The 16,320-nt window shown below is 69.0% G+C and carries 15 protein-coding genes; 4 read left to right on the forward strand and 11 right to left on the reverse strand.

Annotated elements, in window-relative coordinates; genetic code table 11:
• Positions 1 to 60: 60 nt before the first annotated feature.
• Both ASG80_RS05360 and ASG80_RS05365 read left to right on the forward strand, forming a co-directional pair.
• The gene (locus tag ASG80_RS05360; RefSeq protein ID WP_056729128.1) at positions 61 to 516 is read left to right on the forward strand and encodes a MarR family winged helix-turn-helix transcriptional regulator; all 456 of its coding nucleotides are present in this window, start codon (positions 61 to 63) and stop codon (positions 514 to 516) included.
• Positions 513 to 1,493 (forward strand): zinc-binding alcohol dehydrogenase family protein, encoded by a 981-nt coding sequence (locus ASG80_RS05365; RefSeq protein ID WP_056729129.1) that lies wholly within the window; start codon positions 513 to 515, stop codon positions 1,491 to 1,493. The genes ASG80_RS05360 and ASG80_RS05365 overlap by 4 nt, the downstream gene beginning before the upstream one ends.
• Positions 1,494 to 1,668: 175 nt before the next feature.
• Here ASG80_RS05365 and ASG80_RS05370 read toward each other — a convergent pair whose 3' ends face one another.
• Both ASG80_RS05370 and ASG80_RS05375 read right to left on the reverse strand, forming a co-directional pair.
• On the reverse strand, positions 1,669 to 6,270 hold the full coding sequence (locus ASG80_RS05370) for an Ig-like domain-containing protein (RefSeq protein WP_056729130.1): 4,602 nt from the start codon (positions 6,268 to 6,270) through the stop codon (positions 1,669 to 1,671).
• A gap of 138 nt (positions 6,271 to 6,408) precedes the next feature.
• Positions 6,409 to 6,906, reverse strand: a complete 498-nt coding sequence (locus ASG80_RS05375) for a MarR family winged helix-turn-helix transcriptional regulator (protein WP_056729131.1) — start codon at positions 6,904 to 6,906, stop codon at positions 6,409 to 6,411.
• Between the two features lie 97 nt (positions 6,907 to 7,003).
• Here ASG80_RS05375 and ASG80_RS05380 point away from each other — a divergent pair, with 97 nt between their 5' ends.
• On the forward strand, positions 7,004 to 7,660 hold the full coding sequence (locus tag ASG80_RS05380; RefSeq protein ID WP_056729132.1) for an FMN-dependent NADH-azoreductase: 657 nt from the start codon (positions 7,004 to 7,006) through the stop codon (positions 7,658 to 7,660).
• Positions 7,661 to 7,690: 30 nt separating this feature from the next.
• Here ASG80_RS05380 and ASG80_RS05385 read toward each other — a convergent pair whose 3' ends face one another.
• The 4 genes from ASG80_RS05385 to ASG80_RS05400 form a co-directional block, all read right to left on the reverse strand.
• The gene (locus ASG80_RS05385) at positions 7,691 to 8,128 is read right to left on the reverse strand and encodes an NAD-binding protein (protein WP_255355577.1); all 438 of its coding nucleotides are present in this window, start codon (positions 8,126 to 8,128) and stop codon (positions 7,691 to 7,693) included.
• A gap of 18 nt (positions 8,129 to 8,146) precedes the next feature.
• Positions 8,147 to 8,554 carry a type II toxin-antitoxin system death-on-curing family toxin gene (locus ASG80_RS05390; protein ID WP_056729134.1) on the reverse strand — a complete coding sequence of 136 codons (408 nt, stop codon included), beginning with the start codon at positions 8,552 to 8,554 and terminating at the stop codon, positions 8,147 to 8,149.
• Positions 8,551 to 8,754, reverse strand: a complete 204-nt coding sequence (locus ASG80_RS05395; RefSeq protein ID WP_056729135.1) for a ribbon-helix-helix protein, CopG family — start codon at positions 8,752 to 8,754, stop codon at positions 8,551 to 8,553. Before ASG80_RS05395 ends, ASG80_RS05390 begins: the two co-directional genes overlap by 4 nt.
• Positions 8,755 to 8,829: 75 nt before the next feature.
• A complete protein-coding gene (locus ASG80_RS05400) occupies positions 8,830 to 9,270 on the reverse strand; it encodes a MarR family winged helix-turn-helix transcriptional regulator (RefSeq protein ID WP_056729136.1) in 441 nt (146 codons plus the stop codon).
• An 84-nt stretch (positions 9,271 to 9,354) separates the two neighbouring features.
• Between ASG80_RS05400 and ASG80_RS05405 the strand changes: the two genes are divergently transcribed.
• Entirely contained in the window at positions 9,355 to 10,212 is an 858-nt protein-coding gene (locus tag ASG80_RS05405) for a haloalkane dehalogenase (RefSeq protein WP_056729137.1), read from the forward strand.
• A 26-nt stretch (positions 10,213 to 10,238) separates the two neighbouring features.
• Here the strand turns inward: ASG80_RS05405 and ASG80_RS05410 are convergent, their stop codons facing one another.
• The 5 genes from ASG80_RS05410 to ASG80_RS05430 form a co-directional block, all read right to left on the reverse strand.
• Positions 10,239 to 11,486 (reverse strand): arginine deiminase, encoded by a 1,248-nt coding sequence (locus tag ASG80_RS05410; protein ID WP_056729138.1) that lies wholly within the window; start codon positions 11,484 to 11,486, stop codon positions 10,239 to 10,241.
• A 101-nt stretch (positions 11,487 to 11,587) separates the two neighbouring features.
• Positions 11,588 to 12,835 carry an ROK family transcriptional regulator gene (locus ASG80_RS05415; protein ID WP_056729139.1) on the reverse strand — a complete coding sequence of 416 codons (1,248 nt, stop codon included), beginning with the start codon at positions 12,833 to 12,835 and terminating at the stop codon, positions 11,588 to 11,590.
• The gene (locus tag ASG80_RS05420; protein WP_056729140.1) at positions 12,819 to 14,420 is read right to left on the reverse strand and encodes a glycoside hydrolase family 5 protein; all 1,602 of its coding nucleotides are present in this window, start codon (positions 14,418 to 14,420) and stop codon (positions 12,819 to 12,821) included. The genes ASG80_RS05415 and ASG80_RS05420 overlap by 17 nt, the downstream gene beginning before the upstream one ends.
• Positions 14,421 to 14,437: 17 nt before the next feature.
• Positions 14,438 to 15,367, reverse strand: coding sequence for a carbohydrate ABC transporter permease (locus ASG80_RS05425; protein WP_056729141.1), 930 nt, complete (start codon positions 15,365 to 15,367; stop codon positions 14,438 to 14,440).
• A complete protein-coding gene (locus tag ASG80_RS05430) occupies positions 15,354 to 16,235 on the reverse strand; it encodes a carbohydrate ABC transporter permease (RefSeq protein WP_056729142.1) in 882 nt (293 codons plus the stop codon). Before ASG80_RS05430 ends, ASG80_RS05425 begins: the two co-directional genes overlap by 14 nt.
• Positions 16,236 to 16,320: the final 85 nt, after the last annotated feature.

Raw genomic sequence — 16,320 nt, forward strand, 5'->3', positions numbered from 1 at the left:
GACTCGAGCACATCTAGATTCCACGGAATATAATTCCGCGGAATCCAGTTGCATCAGAGCATGAGCGATGCAACCGACTTCTTCGACGCCGTGGTGCGGTACGAGATCGACCTCTGGAATGCCGTCGACACGGCCCTGCAGGAGACCCATGGACTTGCGCTGGGCCGCTTCCAAGCCCTTCGGGTGCTGTACGAGCGCGGCGGCGATGGTCGCGTGCAGGATGTCGCAGGCGACCTGCACATCACGATCGGCGCGGCGAGCAAGCTCGTCGACCGGCTCGAGCACGACGGCACCGCACGGCGCCAGCCGAACCCGAACGACCGTCGTTCCTCGCTGATCGCGTTGACTGCCGAGGGACGCCGTGTGCACGACGCCGCGTCGACGACGTTCGAGGCGGCGCTGCACGCCAGCCTGCCTGCCCGCCACGGCGACGGCGGGCTCGCCCGCCTGACGGCGAAGCTGCAGCAACTCCGCAGTCATCTCGAGATCGCAGCCGGCGCGGGGGTGACTGCATGACCGGGACGATGCGCGCCGTGGTCGTCGACGCGCCCGGCGCGCCCGAGGTGCTCCAGCTCCGCACGGTGCCGATCCCCGAGCCGGCCCCGGGTCAGGTCCTGATCCGCGTGAAGGCGTTCGGCCTCAACCGATCGGAGCTGCACTTCCGGCAGGGCCTCGCGTACTCGGGCAGCTTCCCCCGGATTCCGGGGATCGAAGCCACCGGGATCGTCGAGGCGGCACCGGGCGGCGAGTTCCCCGTCGGCACCCAGGTCGCGACGATGATGGGCGGCATGGGCCGCGAGTTCGACGGCGGCTACGCGGAGTTCGTGACCGTTCCTGTTCGCCAGGTCATCCCGTTCCACAGCGACCTCCCCTGGGCGACCCTCGGCGCGGTGCCCGAGATGCTGCAGACCGCATCCGGCTCGCTCGACGTGGGGCTGCAGGCGACCGCCGGCCAGACGCTCCTCATCCGCGGCGGCACGTCGTCGGTCGGCATGGCGCTGGCGGTGCTCGCCAAGCTCCGCGGCATGACCGTGATCTCCACCACGCGTCGACCAGAGAAGGCCGCAGCACTCGAGCGACTCGGCGTCGACCACGTGGTCATCGACGACGGCAAGATCGCAGCGCGAGTGCGCGAGCTCGTGCCCGGCGGCGTCGACGGCGCCGTCGAGCTGGTCGGCGTGAACGTGATGCGCGACACCCTTCGGGCGACGCGCGCAGGCGGCACCGTCTGCTTCACCGGCATGCTCTCCGACGAGTGGACGATCCACGAGTTCTACCCGATGGACTGGCTCCCGAACGGCGTGCGCCTCACCGCCTACTCCGGTGGGGCCGCCGACCTCGCTCCCGAAACGCTCCAGGGCTTCCTCGACGCCGTCGCCGCGGGCCATGCCGTCGTCCCCGTGGGCCGCACCTACCGGCTCGACGAGATCGTCCAGGCGCACCACGACCTCGAGCAGAACGCGGTCGGCGGCAAGGGCGTCGTCGTCGTCTGACCCGGCCGTCAACCGCGAACGAAGGAGCCTCGCATGTCCTGGATGGCCGAGATGGCCTCGTACCGAAACCTGGGCGAGCTGCGCCGTCGCCACCGCGACCTCGACCTCGAACTACGCTCGCCCTCCGCGGGCGATGAAGCTGAGAGCGAGCGAGCGGATGCCGCGGCAACGCCGTCTACTTCACCGTCACGGTGATCGGCTCGCTGACGGTGACCCCCGCCGCGTTCCGGAACTCGACGACATACCCATGCGAGCCCTTCGACGCACCCGTCACCGCGAGTTCCGCGCGCTGCGCCTCGGGACTCGCAGCCACGAGTCCACCCTCGGCCACCACGACTCCGTCTTCCAGGAAGCGGTATGACGTCGCATTCGTGCCCCACCACATGTTCGCCGTGACGACATAGTCGCCGTTCCTGTCCCGGTTGTCATGCGAGAGCCTGGGCATTCCGGGATTGGCGTCCTTCACGACGACGGTGAGGGATTCCGTCCGCGTCTCGCCCTTCGAGTTCGCGAGCACTCCGACGTACTGGTAGATGCCGTTCGGCAGTCCGGAGATGTGGACGGAGGCGGTCTGCGCCTCGGGCGTGGCCGACGTGAGTGCGGTCGTCGAGACGAGCTCGCCGTTCTCGTACAGCCGGAACGACGTGGCGTTCTGCCCCCACCACAGGTTCATCGTGATTCGGAAGTCGCCGTCGAGCAGCCCGGTGTCCCAGCCATTGTCCGACGAGAGCACGGCCTTCGCGGGCGGTGCGGCGGCCCCGTCGGCCGGGGGGCTCACGGTGACCGTCGCGGTGGCGGTGAGCTCGGTTCCCTCGACGACGCCGTCCACGGTGAACGTGCCGGGCTCGGCGTACGCCGACGGATCGACGAACGGCCAGGTCACCCCGCGGGTCTCGGTCGTTCCGTCGCTCAGCGCGACGGTCACCGAGGCCGGCAGCGCAGGCGCCTGACCCGCTTCGGTTCCCACCGCGACAGGCTCGACCGAGATCACCGTGATCGGCTTCGGCACGACGGTCACCGTCGCCGTCGCCTGCGCCTCGGTGCCGGCGATCGACCCGCCCACCGTGAAGGTGCCCGCCTCGGCGAACGCCGACGGATCGATGGGCTCCCACTCGACGGCGCGGGCCTCGCCCGCACCGCTCACGAGCGTGACATCCACCTCGGCCGGCAGCTGCGGGGCGGTCCCCGCTTCGGTCTCCACCGCCACCGGCTCCACCGAGGCCACGTCGAAGGAGAAGCGCGTGTCGAGCAGTGTGGCGACGGATGCACCGCGGTTGTTGTTCCCGGCGGCGAAGATGCCCGCGTCGAGCTTCGCGGTCGCGCTGGCGAGCGGGACGGAGGCGAGCTTCGTCCAGGGGTCGGTGGGCGCCTTGCGGAAGTAGCCCGTCATGCTGGTGCTGCTCGTGTATTCGAGCTTGACGTACGCGGGCCAGGTCGCGGCCGGCACGCCGGTGGTCTGGGTGTCGATGTATCCGTTGTTGTTGGAGTCGTACTGCAGGTAGCCGCCTGCGGGGCTGAGCACGACGAGCGCGTAGGCCTTGGCGCTGGCCTTCCCTGCACGCGAGAGGTCGTTCCGCACGATGAGGCCCGTCCTCGGATCCGAGTTGTTCCCCTTCTCGACCGACGGCACGTAGGTCTCGATGGTGTCGCCGACCGCGAGCACTTCGGGTTGGAAGATGACGCTCAGGTTGTCCTTCGTCGTCCAGGCGCCGTCGTTGGCGTCGGAGATCCTGAAGGATGCCCCGTCGCCGTCGCAGAACGACGCGTTGGTCTCGGTGCCCCACGCGGCCGACGACCACGGCGCCTGCACGGTCTGGTTCGCGCACGATGTTGCGGTGAACGTCACCGTGTACGTGCGCGTGACACCGGGGTTCTCGGCGGTCACGGTCACCGTGGCATGGGCCAGGTCGGTGCTCGTCGCCACGGTCGCGGCAGCGTTCGTGGCGGTCGCGGCGACGCTCGGGGCGCTCCCCCACGCTCCGGTGTCGACGGTGTAGGCGAGCACGTCGGGGCTGAAGCCCGGCACGGCGGCGCCGTTCACGGTGAGGCCGCTGAGCGAGGCATCCCACGATCGCGGGTCGACGACGAACGCCAGCACGTACTGCTTGGTCACGGCGGTGTCCTCGGCGGTCACCGTGATCGAGACGGACTTCGCATCGGCATCGTAGGCCCCGACCTGCACGCTCGCCTTGGAGTCGGCCGCCGTCGCCGTGACCGTCGGCGTCGCGCCGGGCAGCAGCTGCAGGTCGTCGTACTGCGCGACGGTGGGGTCGAAGCCGGCGAGCGGCACACCGTCGACCGTGATGGATGCCAGCGTGGCATCCGTGCTGGGGGCCACGAACGCGACGCGGTAGGTCTGCGCGGCCACCACGTCGTTTCCTTCGAGCGCTTCCACCGTGACGTGCGCGAACGGCGTCGATGCGGTAGCCGGCGAGACGGTCACGCGCGCCGCCGCGTCGACCGCGGTGGCGGTGACCGTGCGGCCGGCAGACTGACTCGCGACGACGGAGTAGCTCCAGGTTTCGGGCGAGAACCCGCCGACGGTCACGCCGTCGATCTGCAGGTCGCTGAGCTTCGTCGCCGCGCTGGCCCCGTAGCCGAAGATCTCGACCTCCGCGATCGACTGCCACGTCGAGGTCGTTGTCGTGAGGTCGAGTCGCATCGCGGTGGTCGGCGGCAGCGACGAGACGTCGAGCTCGACGACCGGCGCGGCGCCCGAGGCATCCTGCGCGACGGATGCCTCGACCCCGGCACTCACCCACGCGCCCGCCGCGTCGCGGTACTGCACCGCGATCTTCGACGGCCAGGTCGCGGTCGAGCCGTCCTTGTAGGTGTGCACGACGACGTGATCGAGCGTGCGCGGCTCGGCCCAGGTGTAGCTCAGCCAGCTCGCGAGCGGGTACTTGCCGCCCGCGACCCAGTCGTCCCAGCCCTTCGCGACGACGCCGTCGTTCGTGGTCGCTGCGAGGGTCGGGCGGCTCGATGCCCCGGCGGTCGCTCCGGTGGCGACGTTGAACAGCCCATGCCCCTCGACCTGGAGGGTGCGCGTGAAGGTGCGACCGGCGGTGAAGCCGTCGCTCGCGGCGAGCGTGCCGACGATCTGCTGCGCACCGGGCGTCGTGAACACGGTGCGGTTCCACTGCACCGCGACATCCGTCACGGTGTCGTTCGCGCTCACCTGCACGGTCGACGGCAGCACGTCGGTGAGGTCCTGGTTGGTTTGCACGGTCGCGGGCAGGCCGGCGTCGGTGACGCTCCAGAGGTACCGGCCGGCGCCTTTGTCGTCCCAGTAGGAGGCATCCCAACCTTCGGCCCACTTCGACGACTCTGCGGTCGGGTTGCGCATCTCGAGCCGGCCGTTCTCGCCGATCGTCATGGGAAGCCAGACGTAGGTGGAGTCGGCCGCGCCGGAGTTCCACCGGTCACCCATGTAGATGTACTGGCCCTTCGCCGCGTCGAGCGTGAGCACGTTGGTGCTCTGCGATCCGAAGGTGGTCTTGCGCGCGTCGCCGACCGAGAGCAGGCCGTCGCCGCCCTGGGGAATCGTGTCGTAGGCGACGTTCTCGTACGGGTCGCCGGCCTCCACGCCTCGGATCCACGTGCCGAGCACGCTGTCGGCGGTGTAGTACGTCTGCGGGTTTGGTCGCCAGCCGGTCGCTCCGGAGGCGACGAGGTAGTAGCGCCCGTCGTGCACGAACAGCGCAGGTGCCTCGAGCAGGCCGCATCGCTTCACGATCGCGTAGTCGAGGTGGTTCTGCGGCGAGCCCGCCGCGCCGTCGGCGAAGATCTGCGGGTATCGGCCGTCGACGGAGTACTGGATGCCGGTGGGGTCGACGGTCGTGGTCTTCTCGACGTTGGTGTACTCGCTGTCGAGCTTCGAGATGTAGAGCGACCGGTTCTCCTCGGAGGAGTAGACGATGTACGCGCTCCCGTCCGTGTCCTGGAACACCGTCATGTCACGAGCGCCGCCAGGCACCGCGCTGTTCTGGCTGCAGGCGGTCCTGTACGTGGTCTCGTTGTAGAGGCGGAAGGCGCCCTGCAGTGCGAAGGGCCCGTTCGGGCTGTCGGATGTCGCGACCGCCGCGAGCGATCGTGCGTAGTTGCTGCCGCCGGGCGACGTGCTGCCGTCGGCGTGCCACCACATGACCCACTTCTGGGTCTGGGCGTTGTAGAGCACCTTCGGCCGTTCGAAGATCGCCTGGATGCGGGGCGTCGTGCCGTCGGCCTCGAACTGGCTGACGTTGAGGTAATAGAAGAGCTTGTCGATGGTGGCCGTGATCGGCGCGCCGGCGTCGTCGACCGTGTCGTAGAGCGCATCGAAGTACTCGCCCTGGAGCTCCTCCTTGCTGGTGACGGAGCGCATGGCGACGCCTTCGTTGGTCCAGTTGAGCGTGTCGGTCGACCGGTAGACCGAGACGCCGGGGCTGTTGTAGTACCCGTTGGAGCGGTCCTCGCCGTACCAGTAGTAGATCGGTGCGCCCCCTTCCGTGGCGGTGATCATGGCCGCCTCGTCGACGCCGAGTTCGGCGGCGGAGACGACCTGGCCGCCGTGCGCCTGGATGTGCCGGCCGTCGGTGTCGTACCAGTACGGCTGGAAGTAGCCGGACGCGGTGAGCCCCGGGTCGGTGACGGCCGGGTACGCATCGTAGACCGGTGGGGTATCGGTGCTGGGAACGTCGGCGTTCGCCGCCCCCGCGGGCACGAGCACTGCAGAGAGCAGTGCGATCACCCCAGCCCCCACCAGGAACCGAGTGCGTCCGTCACCGCTGCCGAACATGCATGCCTCCGCGTCGTTGCGAGCCGAGCTCCGAATGTTGACGTCAACATGTTGACGTCAACACGGACGATAGCACCCGTCGCGCTCTCGAGGGAAGGCGGCTTCGGCGTATGACGTCACACACGGGCCGCGCCGGAGTCACCGCCCTCGCGGCGAACCCCCTCCACGCCGATCGTGAATGACCGCATCAGGCGCCACCGCACCGAGCACCATCTCGAGCCCGTCAGCCAGTTCTTCGAGCCGACCGGGATCCACCGCCGCGAACTCGCGTTCGATCGCCGGCACGTATACGCGGGCAGCGGCGAGGAACCGTCGCCGTCCATCACCGGTGAGCACGGCGAACGCCGACCGCCCGTCGTGGGGGTTCGGCTCCCGGGCCACGAGGCCCGCGGCCGCGAGCTCGTCGACGAGCCGGCTGACGCGGGTGCGGCTGAGCACGACCCGCTCGCCGAGCTCCCCCATCGTCAGTCGCCCGCCCCCATCGCGCAACTCGAGCAGCACGTCGTACCACGTGAGCGGCATGCCGCTGTCTCGGGCGACGACGCGGTCGAGTCGGGGCAGCAACGCGGCGTGCAGGCGCAACACTGCCTCCCAGGTGCGTTCGGCGTCACTGGTGCGTGCGGCGTCATTCGGCATGCCGGGAGTCTCTCACGAATTGTGTGCGTGCGCACGTACATGCTATGGTCATCGCCTCATCAATGTATGTGCGTCTGCACGCAAGAAAGGGAGCACCATGACCACGACACTGCTGCACCTCTCCGCCTCACCTCGTGGCGAGGCATCCGAATCGCTCGCGATCGCGCGCACCTTCATCGACGCCTTCCGGGCGGCGAATCCCGCGGCATCCGTCGACGAGTGGGATCTCTGGGACGGCACCCTGCCCACATTCGGCCCAGACGGCGCAGGCGCCAAGATGCGCGTCTTCGCCGGCGAGGAGCCCGTTGGTCCAGAGGATACGGCGTGGCACCGTGCCCGCCTCGCGTTCGAGCGGTTCGCCGCCGCCGACCTCTACCTGTTCAGCCTGCCCATGTGGAACGCCGGCATCCCCTTCATCGCCAAGCAGTTCATCGACGTGGTCAGCCAGCCCGGCATGGTGTTCGACTTCGATCCCGAGATCGGATACACCGGGCTGCTCGGGAGCCGCCGCGCCGCGGTCGTGTACACGAGCGCGGTCTTCGGCGAGGGCCGGCCGCCGGCGTTCGGGAGCGACTTCCAGCGGCCGTACTTTGAGGACTGGCTCAACTGGGCGGGCATCACGGATGTCTCGTCGATCACCTTCCGGCCGAACCTCGCGGTTGCCGACGCCGAGCCCGGGCGGGTCGCGGCGCATGACGCCGCACGGCGGGCCGGCGCGGAGTTCGGTCGCCCCTCGATGCGCCGCGCCTCCTAGCACGCCGGATGGCCGAACCGGCGGCACCTGTCACCGAACTGCAGTGACCTCGCTCGCCGAGCGCGTCCGCGCCTCGATCGCCTCGATGACCGCGACCATGTCCTCGCGGTCGTTGGCGAGGGCGAGGCTCTCGCGGTAGAGCTCGCTCGAGAGGTCGAGCATCGGCGTCGCGACGCCGACCGCGCGGGCCTCGTCGGCGATGAGGCGTGTGCTCGTGTATGCGTCGGAGGTCGCCGCCTGCACCGCGAAGTCGCGCCCGATGAGCTTCGGGATCTTCACTCGCGTGAGGTCGGATGCGAGCTGGCCCGAGTCGATGGCGTGTCGGAACGCCTCGAGGTCGAGGCCGCCCCCGTCGGCGAAGTGCACGGCCTCGGCGAGCGCGGCGAGCATGGAGTTCAGGTAGAGGTTCACCGCGAGCTTCATCGTGAGGCCGTCGCCGGCACAGCTGCCGCACGATCTGAGAGGCAGGTACCCGCGCCCTCGACGTCACCCCGGATGTCGTGGCGGATGCTCCTGAAGTGGCCGCATCCGCTCGCGAATCCACTCGGCGAGGGCGGTGTGGCCGACGTCGCCGGCGGCGACCGACTCAATGAACGCGGCCGTCGCCTCGATGTCATCGGCAACGAGGTCGGCGCCGTTGAGTTCGAGGAAGGCCACCGTGACGAACCACGACAGACGCTTGTTCCCGTCGGCGAGGGCGTGGTCGCGGTTCTCCACGCGCATGAGTGCTGCCGCCTTGTCCTCGAGCGTCGGATGCACCTCCTCACCGAACACCGGCATCGGCGCAGCGAGCGCCGACAGCAACAGGTTCCGGCCACGGGTGCCGTCCTTGTAGTGGAAGCCCTCCTCATCGAGAAGGGCTTCCACGTCCTCGGGGTCGAGATATTCCGTCAACGGGCTAGTCGCTCGAGCAGCGCGGCGTCGCGCGCACGCACGCGGTCGAAGGCGGCGCGGGTGCGTGCGGACTTGTCGGCTCGCACCGCGAGCTCGTCGAGCGCGATCTCGACGACCTCGGTCTTCGAACGGCCGAACCTGGCTGCGAGCGCCTCGAGCAGTCGGTCGTGCTCCTCGTCGAGTCGAAGCGTCATCGCCATGAGGGCCTCCTCCCATCAGGGTCGATCGGTCTTTGCACCAAGACCCAGCCTACCCGAGCTGGTATCACGGTGGTATCACGTGACTCGCGCCTTCGACAACACCTCGAGGCACCACAGGAACTCCTCGCGCTGCGCCGTACCGAGCGGTGCGAGGAGCACCGCCTGCGCCTCGTCGAGCGCCGCATCCAGTTCGCGGAGTGTGCGCCGTCCGGCGGACGTGATCGCGATCACCATCCGCCGTCGATCGTCGCTGCTCGGCCTCCTGGTGAGATCCCCGGATGCCTCGAGGTCACGCACGGCCTGCGTCACGTCGCTCGGGTCGAGGCCGGCGTGGCGGCCGATCGCGGCCTGGTGCAGCTCGCCGAACTCCTCGAGCGCGGCGAGCACGCGATAGTCGTAGCCGCGCCGACCCCGCTCGGCCAATGCCACCGCGAGCAGCTGGTGCGAACGCTGCGCGACGGCCGACAGCCGCCAGCTGGGTCGGTGGGCGAAGCGCGAGGCGAGTTCCTCCTGCATGGCCCCGAATCTAGCAGATCGTTGACACGGCCAACGGTATTGCATATCGTTGGCAGCACCAATGATTCCGACTGAGGAGAACCCATGCCGATCATCGACGTACTCGACTCGACCATGCACTTCGAGGAATCGGGCGAAGGCACGACATTCGTGTTCCTGCACGGCAACCCGGGCTCGTCGCACCAGTGGCGCAACGTGATCCAAGGCGTCGGCGAGGGGCACGTGCTCGCGCCCGACCTCATCGGCATGGGCCGATCTGGCAAGCCCGACACCGACTACCGCTTCGCCGACCACGCGCGCTACCTCGACGCGTGGTTCGACGCAGTCGGCGTCGAACGCGCCGTGCTCGTGGGCCACGACTGGGGCGGAGCGCTCGCCTTCGACTGGGCGGCTCGGCATCCCGACCGCGTGCTCGGCGTCGCGTTCTTCGAGAGCATCGTGAAGCCCATGGAGTGGAGCGACCTCTCGCCGCAGGCCAGAGCACGGTCGGAGTCGGTACGCACGCCCGGCGTCGGCGAGGAGCGCGTGCTCACGTCCGACGCGTTCATCCGCCAGGCGTTCACCGGCGGCGTGCTGACGCCGGTCGGGGCATCCGAACTCGAGGCCTACCTCGCACCGTTCCCGACGCCCGAGAGCCGTGTTCCGGTGCTCGCGTGGGCACGGCAGATGCCCCTCGGGGGCGAGCCCGGCGAGGTCGTGGAGCGCATCGAGGCGTACGATCGGTGGCTCGCGACGAGCGGCCCGGTGCCCAAGCTCCTGCTGACCTTCCAGGGCTCACCGACGCTGCTCATCAGCCCACAGGTCGCCGAGTGGTGCGCGCGCACGATCGCATCGCTCGAGATCGTGGACGGCGGCCTCGCCGGCCACCACGCGCAGGAGGACCGGCCCGACGAGATCGCGGCCGCGATCGCCGGCTGGGCCGATCGGCATCACCTGCGCTGATCGGCGCGCGAGCGGCATCCGCTGGGCTAGTACTCGACGGGGTCCCTGATGATCGGGCACGTCATGCAGTGCCCACCGCCGCGCCCGCGCCCGAGCTCCGCACCCACGATCGGAATGACCTCGATGCCGGCCTTGCGCAGCAGGTCGTTGGTCTGCGTGTTGCGGTCGTAGGTGTACACGACGCCCGGACGCAACGCGACGGCGTTGTTGCCCGAGTCCCACTGCTGGCGCTCCGAGGCGTAGACGTCGCCGGCGGTCGCCACGACGTGGAGCTTCGGCAGGCCGAGGCTTTCCGCGACGACGTCGACGAAGGCCCGGCTGCCCTCGTCCGTGAGCTCGATGCCCGCGCCACCGGACGGCCGCAACGTGAAGGTGTGCACGTCGTCCATGATCTTCGGGAAGACCGTGACGATGTCACGGTCGGCGAACGTGAACACGGTGTCGAGGTGCATGGCGGCGCGAAGCTTCGGCATGCCGGCGATGATGACCCGCTCGGCGGCTCCCCGCTCGAACAATGCGGCCGCGACCTGGGTGATGGCCTGCCGTGAGGTGCGCTCGCTCATGCCCATGAGCACCACACCGTTGCCGACCGGCATGATGTCTCCGCCCTCGAACGTCGCCTGCCCCCACTGCATTTCGGGGTCGCCCCACCAGACGGTGCTGCCCACGAAGTCGGGATGGAACTCGTACACGGCCTTCATCAGGAGCGTCTCATCGTGACGGGCCGGCCAGTACAGCGGATTCAGCGTCACGCCTCCGTAGAGCCAGCAGGTGGTGTCCCGCGTGTAGAGCGTGTTCGGAAGCGGCGGCATCAGGTACTCCTGCACGCCGGTGGATTCGTGCGCCAGCGAGAGGTGGCCGCTCCCGAAGTCGTCAGGCAGGTCGCTCGTGGCGAGGCCACCGATGAGGAATTCCGCGAGCTCGAGGGGTTGGAGCGATTCGAGGTACGCGCGCGTGTCCTCGACCAGGCCGAAACCGACCTCGTTCGGCGTGATCTTGCGGTCGAGCAGCCAGTCGCGCGCCTCGGGGATCGCGACGGTCTGTGCGAGCAGCTCATGGAGCTCGACGACGTCGACGCCGTTCTCACGCAGGTCGGCCACGAAGGCGGCGTGATCGCGCTGGGCGCTCTCCACCCACATGACGTCGTCGAACAGGAGCGAATCCGAGTTCGTCGGCGTCAGGCGTCGGTGCGCGAGGCCCGGTGCGCACACGAGCACCTTCCGGAGCACCCCCACCTCGGAGTGCACGCCGTACGCGCTTGCGGTTGCGGTCATCTGTCTTCCTCCCTCGCGGCGACGGATTACCCCGACATCCCCCGAGTCGCGTCACGTCGACCCTAGGGGGCGAACCCCGCTCGGGGGAACACCCCTGCAGTTCACCCAGCCGACCGCGCTGCGCGGCTCTGCTCCACCAGCGGCGCCGAAACCAGCGACTCGAGCGGCATGACGGCAGCGCCGATCGCGACCGTGTCGCCGCCGAACGTGCACGGCAGCAATGAGAACTGCTCGGCGGGGCGACGCAGGGCAGCGGCCCTCGCGGCGGTCTCGATGCGCTCGGCGAGCCGCTCCATCAGTCGCATCCCGACCCATCCGCCGATGATCACCCGCTCGGGGTTGTAGAGGTTCACGAGACCGCCGAGGGCGACGCCGAGGTTCGCGACCACCTCATCGACGACCTGGCGAGCCACGCCATCCCCGGCTTCGGCGGCGTCGAGGAGCTCGCCGAGCGCACCCCAACCCGAGCCCTCGAATGCACCGCCGAGCCCGGCCCACCGATCGAGGATCGCCTGTGCGCCGAGGAATGCCTCGACGCATCCGCGCCGACCGCAACGGCACACCGGGCCGCTGCGATCGAGCGAGACGTGGCCCCACTCCGACGCGCTGCTCGCGTGCCCGCGATAGACCTCGCCGTCGGCGATGACGCCCAGGCCGACCCCGCGTCCGAGCAGCGCCACGACCGCGTGATCGACGCCGCGCGCGGCGCCGAACCACTGCTCGGCCTTGGCCTGCGTCTTCGCGCCGTTCTCGGCGATGATCGGGAGGTCATGGTCGAGCAGGGGGCGCACCGGCACCGGCGGCCAGCCGAGACTCTCCGCGTAGAGGGTCTGTGCGCCGGATGCATCGGTCTCGACGATGCCCGGAAGTCCGAGGCCCACGCCGACCACTCTCGGCCAACGGCCGAGGTTGCGCCGGCGAAGGGCTTCGACGGCGTCGGTGAGGTCGTGCCCGATCGCATCGGGCGACTCCTCGCTGCGGCCGCCGCGGAACTCGCGGTCGACGCGGCTCATGGTGAGGTCGAACAGCTCGACGGCGACGCCTCGCTCGCCCACGTCGGCGCCGATGAAGTACGCGCCGTCGGGGACCGGCTCGAGCAACGAGGTCGGGCGTCCGCCCTGCGAGGCGAGCAGGCCGGTCTCAGCGACGAGGCCCTCGGCGATGAGGTCGCCCACGATGTTCGTCGCCGACGCCGACGACAAGCCGTTCACCGCAGCGATCTCCGCGCGAGTTGCGCTGCCGGCCGTGATGAGGTGCGCCAGCGCAGCCGAACGGTTCTGCGCCCGCAGCGACTTGACCGTGAGCGACTGCCGGCCCTGTCGCCGCTCGCCGTCAGTGGGCATGCTCATGATCGTCCAAGGCTAGCAACGGGTATTCGGCGCGATCGGCGACCAGCCAGGCGAGTGTCGTCGGCGCGTCCGCGGTCACCCGGATGCCGCCCTCGACCCGCTCGACGGTGGCCGGCACGGGCTCCCGATCCGGTCCGAGCGGCCTGTAGGCGGCGGCATCCGTCTCCGAGCCGACATCGAAGACGAGCCAGTCCCCGGCCGCGAGATCGACGACGATGCGCTCGTCGGCATGGAACGGGGTGCCCGGGCGGTGCTCGAACGGGTTGTCGGGGTGGAGGCCGTCGGTGACGAATCGCAGCCCGACGGAGTCGCCCTCGCGAAAGTTCGGAACCGACGGATCGACCGCCGAGGCGAAGGACTCGCCGGCGCCGCCGAACCCGTATGCCCAGGCGGGCATGACGTCGGGTCGCTCCCCGATGATCGCGGCGACGACATCGGGCCGGAGGACGCAACGATCGATCGCCATGGCGTCGAGCAGCTCATCGAACACCACCCGTGCCTCGTCGCGGGTGAGTCGAGTGTCTCCAGCGATGCTCGCGACCACGTGGTCCCATCGATCGGGCGCGATGATCGACGCGGGCGAGGTCAACGTGTCGACCTTCTTCCACGTCCAGAGGTTCCAGCCGATGCCGTGGGCTTCGTAGAGCCGGAACGCCGCGTAGAGCCACTCGAGGTTGTGCTCGCCGCCCTCGCCCATGTAGATCGGCAGCCCGAGGCGTTCGCGCGCCTCGAGGAACGGCGCGATGCTCGCGGCATCCGCCGGTGACCAGTACTTGTGGAACTGCAGCGCCGAGTTCTCGTCCCACACCTCGGTGAAGATGCTCCAGTTGGTCGCCCAGTGCGATCCCTCGTACATCACGAGGTGATGCGGGTCGATCTCGCGGATGGCGGCGGTGAGGTCGCGGTACAGCGCGGCGAGTTCAGCCGCGTAGCGGTGCTGCCACTCGTTCGGCAGCGGTTCGTTGAGCAGGTCGTAGCCGAGCACGACGGGTTCGTCGCGGTACCGTCGCGCGAGCTCTTGCCAGAGCTCGATCGTGTGGCGTCGGTGGCGCTCGTGCATGAAGAGCTCGGGCAGGTGGTTCGGCGAGTCGTCGATGTTCGTGCCGGTCTGGCCGCCCGGCGCCCCGTGCAGGTCGAGCAGGACCCAGAGCCGGTGCGCGCGGCACCAGTCGATGAGGCGGTCGATGAGCTCGTAGCCTGACTCGATCGGCCGGCCGTCGGCATCCTGCACGACCCGGGCATTGATCGGCAGGCGCACGTGATCGAAGCCGAACGCTGCGATCGCAGCGATGTCTCCCTCGGTGACGTACCGGTCGCGGAACTCCCGCCAGAAGGCCTCCGCACCGGATGCCCCGACGAGCCGCTCCACGAGCGCTTCGATCTCGCGGGGCGACTCGGCTCCGGGCCCGAACCGCCACATGTACCCCTCGGGCAGCAGCCAGTTGCCGAGACCCACGCCGCGAAGCAGGAGCCGACGGCCAGTGCCGTCGACCAGCTCTGCGCCCTCCCGGCGCACGTACCCGTCGAAACTCGCGGGGCGGGCGGCGAACGTCCGGGCGGTCGGGTGGGTCTGGGAATTCGGCACTGATGCTCCTTCTGTGGTCACTTGAGGCCGGAGAGGGCGAAGCCCTGCACGACGTAGCGCTGGAAGATGATGAAGACGATGAGGATCGGCACGACCATCACGGATGCCGCGGCCATCTGCAGCGACGGGTTCACCGCGAGCTGCTGGTTGAGCAGCGCCAGGCCGACCGACAGGGTGTAGAGGTTCTGGTCGCTCGCGATGATGAGCGGCCAGAGGAAGCTATTCCACCCGGCGATGAACGCGAGCACCGCCTGCACCGCGAGGATCGGCTTCGACATCGGCAGCACGATCGTCATGAACGTGCGGAACTCCCCCGCACCGTCGAGGCGTGCCGCCTCGAGCAGCTCGGTCGGGATGGTCGCCATGAACTGCCGGAAGAGGAAGATGCCGAACCCGCTGACGAGCGTCGGCAGCGCGATGCCGACGAGCGTGTTGGTGAGCTTGAACCCGTTGAGGATGAGGTACGTCGGGATCATCGTGACCTGCACCGGGATCATCATCGTGGCGAGTACCAGGAAGAAGAGCCCGCCCTTGCCGCGGAAGTCGTACTTCGCGAACGCGTAGCCCGCCATCGCCATGAAGAACAGCCCGAATGCGCCGATCGCGACCACGATGAGCGTGTTCACGAGGTACCGGCCGAAGTCGAGTTCGGTGAAGAGCTGCACGTAGTACTCGAACGTCGGCTCCTGGGCCAGCAACCTCGGCGGGTAGTCGATCGACTCGCTCTGCGGCTTCACGGAGGAGAGCAGCATCCAGATGAGCGGGAACGCGGTGATCAGGGCGCCGAGCGCGAGGGCCGCCCCCACCACGATCGTGAGGGTGCGTCCCGGATGGCGCCCGGCCCGTGTTGGACGCAGCCGGGGCGGTTGGGGGATCTGCCGCATCGGGGCCGGCGAGGCTTCGGGCGGCGGCGGCGACACGGCCGATCGCACGTCAGTACTCGACATCCGGCCTCCTCAATCGAAGCTGCAACGCCGTGATGAGGGCGATGATGACGAAGAGCACCACCGAACCGGCGCTCGCGTAACCGAACTGGTTCAGGCGGAAGCCCTCCTTGTAGAGGAAGATCGACATCGACGTCGTCGCGCCCAGCGGTCCGCCGTCGGTGAGCACGAACGGCTCGTCGAAGAACTGCAGCCACGAGATGATCGTCGTGACCGTCACGAAGAAGATCGCGAACCGCAACAACGGGATCACGATCGACCGGGTGGTGCGCCAGGTGCTTGCGCCGTCGAGTGCGGCCGCCTCGGTGTACTCCTTCGGCACCCCCTGGAGGGCGGCGAGGAAGATGATGATGTTGAGGCCGGTGCCGCGCCAGATCGCGACGAACGCGACCGAGAACTTCGCGATCAGCGGGTCGGAGAGCCACTGCACCGGCGGCACGCCCACGAGCGAGAGCAGCCAGTTGAAGAGGCCGAACTGGGTGTTGTAGAGGTACGCCCACACGAGCGAGATGGCGACGATGCCGGTGATCGCCGGGATGAAGTAGAACGAACGGAGGGCCCGGTAGAAACGGCTGTCGCTGCGCGCAAGCAGCAGCGCCACCGCGAGCGAGGCGCCGACGATGGCCGGCACGCCGATCACGGCGAAGAAGAACGTGTTGCCGAACGCCTGCCAGAAGTCGGGATCCGTGAACAGTCGCTCGTAGTTCTCGAGGCCGGCGAAGCCGACGTTGCCCCAGTTCGCGAGCCCCGAGATGTCCATGTCGGTGAAGCTGACGGCGAGGGCGACGACGAGCGGCAGCACGCCGAAGGCGATGAGCAGCAGCATCGCGGGGGTGACGAAGACGTATGGGGTGAGCTTCAGGGTGCGCATGCGCCTCCTCTCGGATCGATTCGGTGGTGGTCGGTTCGGTAGTGGTCGGATGACCCGGCCGGGCGGGCGCCGCCGCATCGAGGTG

This window comes from Agromyces sp. Soil535 (assembly GCF_001428255.1).
Classification (GTDB): domain Bacteria; phylum Actinomycetota; class Actinomycetes; order Actinomycetales; family Microbacteriaceae; genus Agromyces.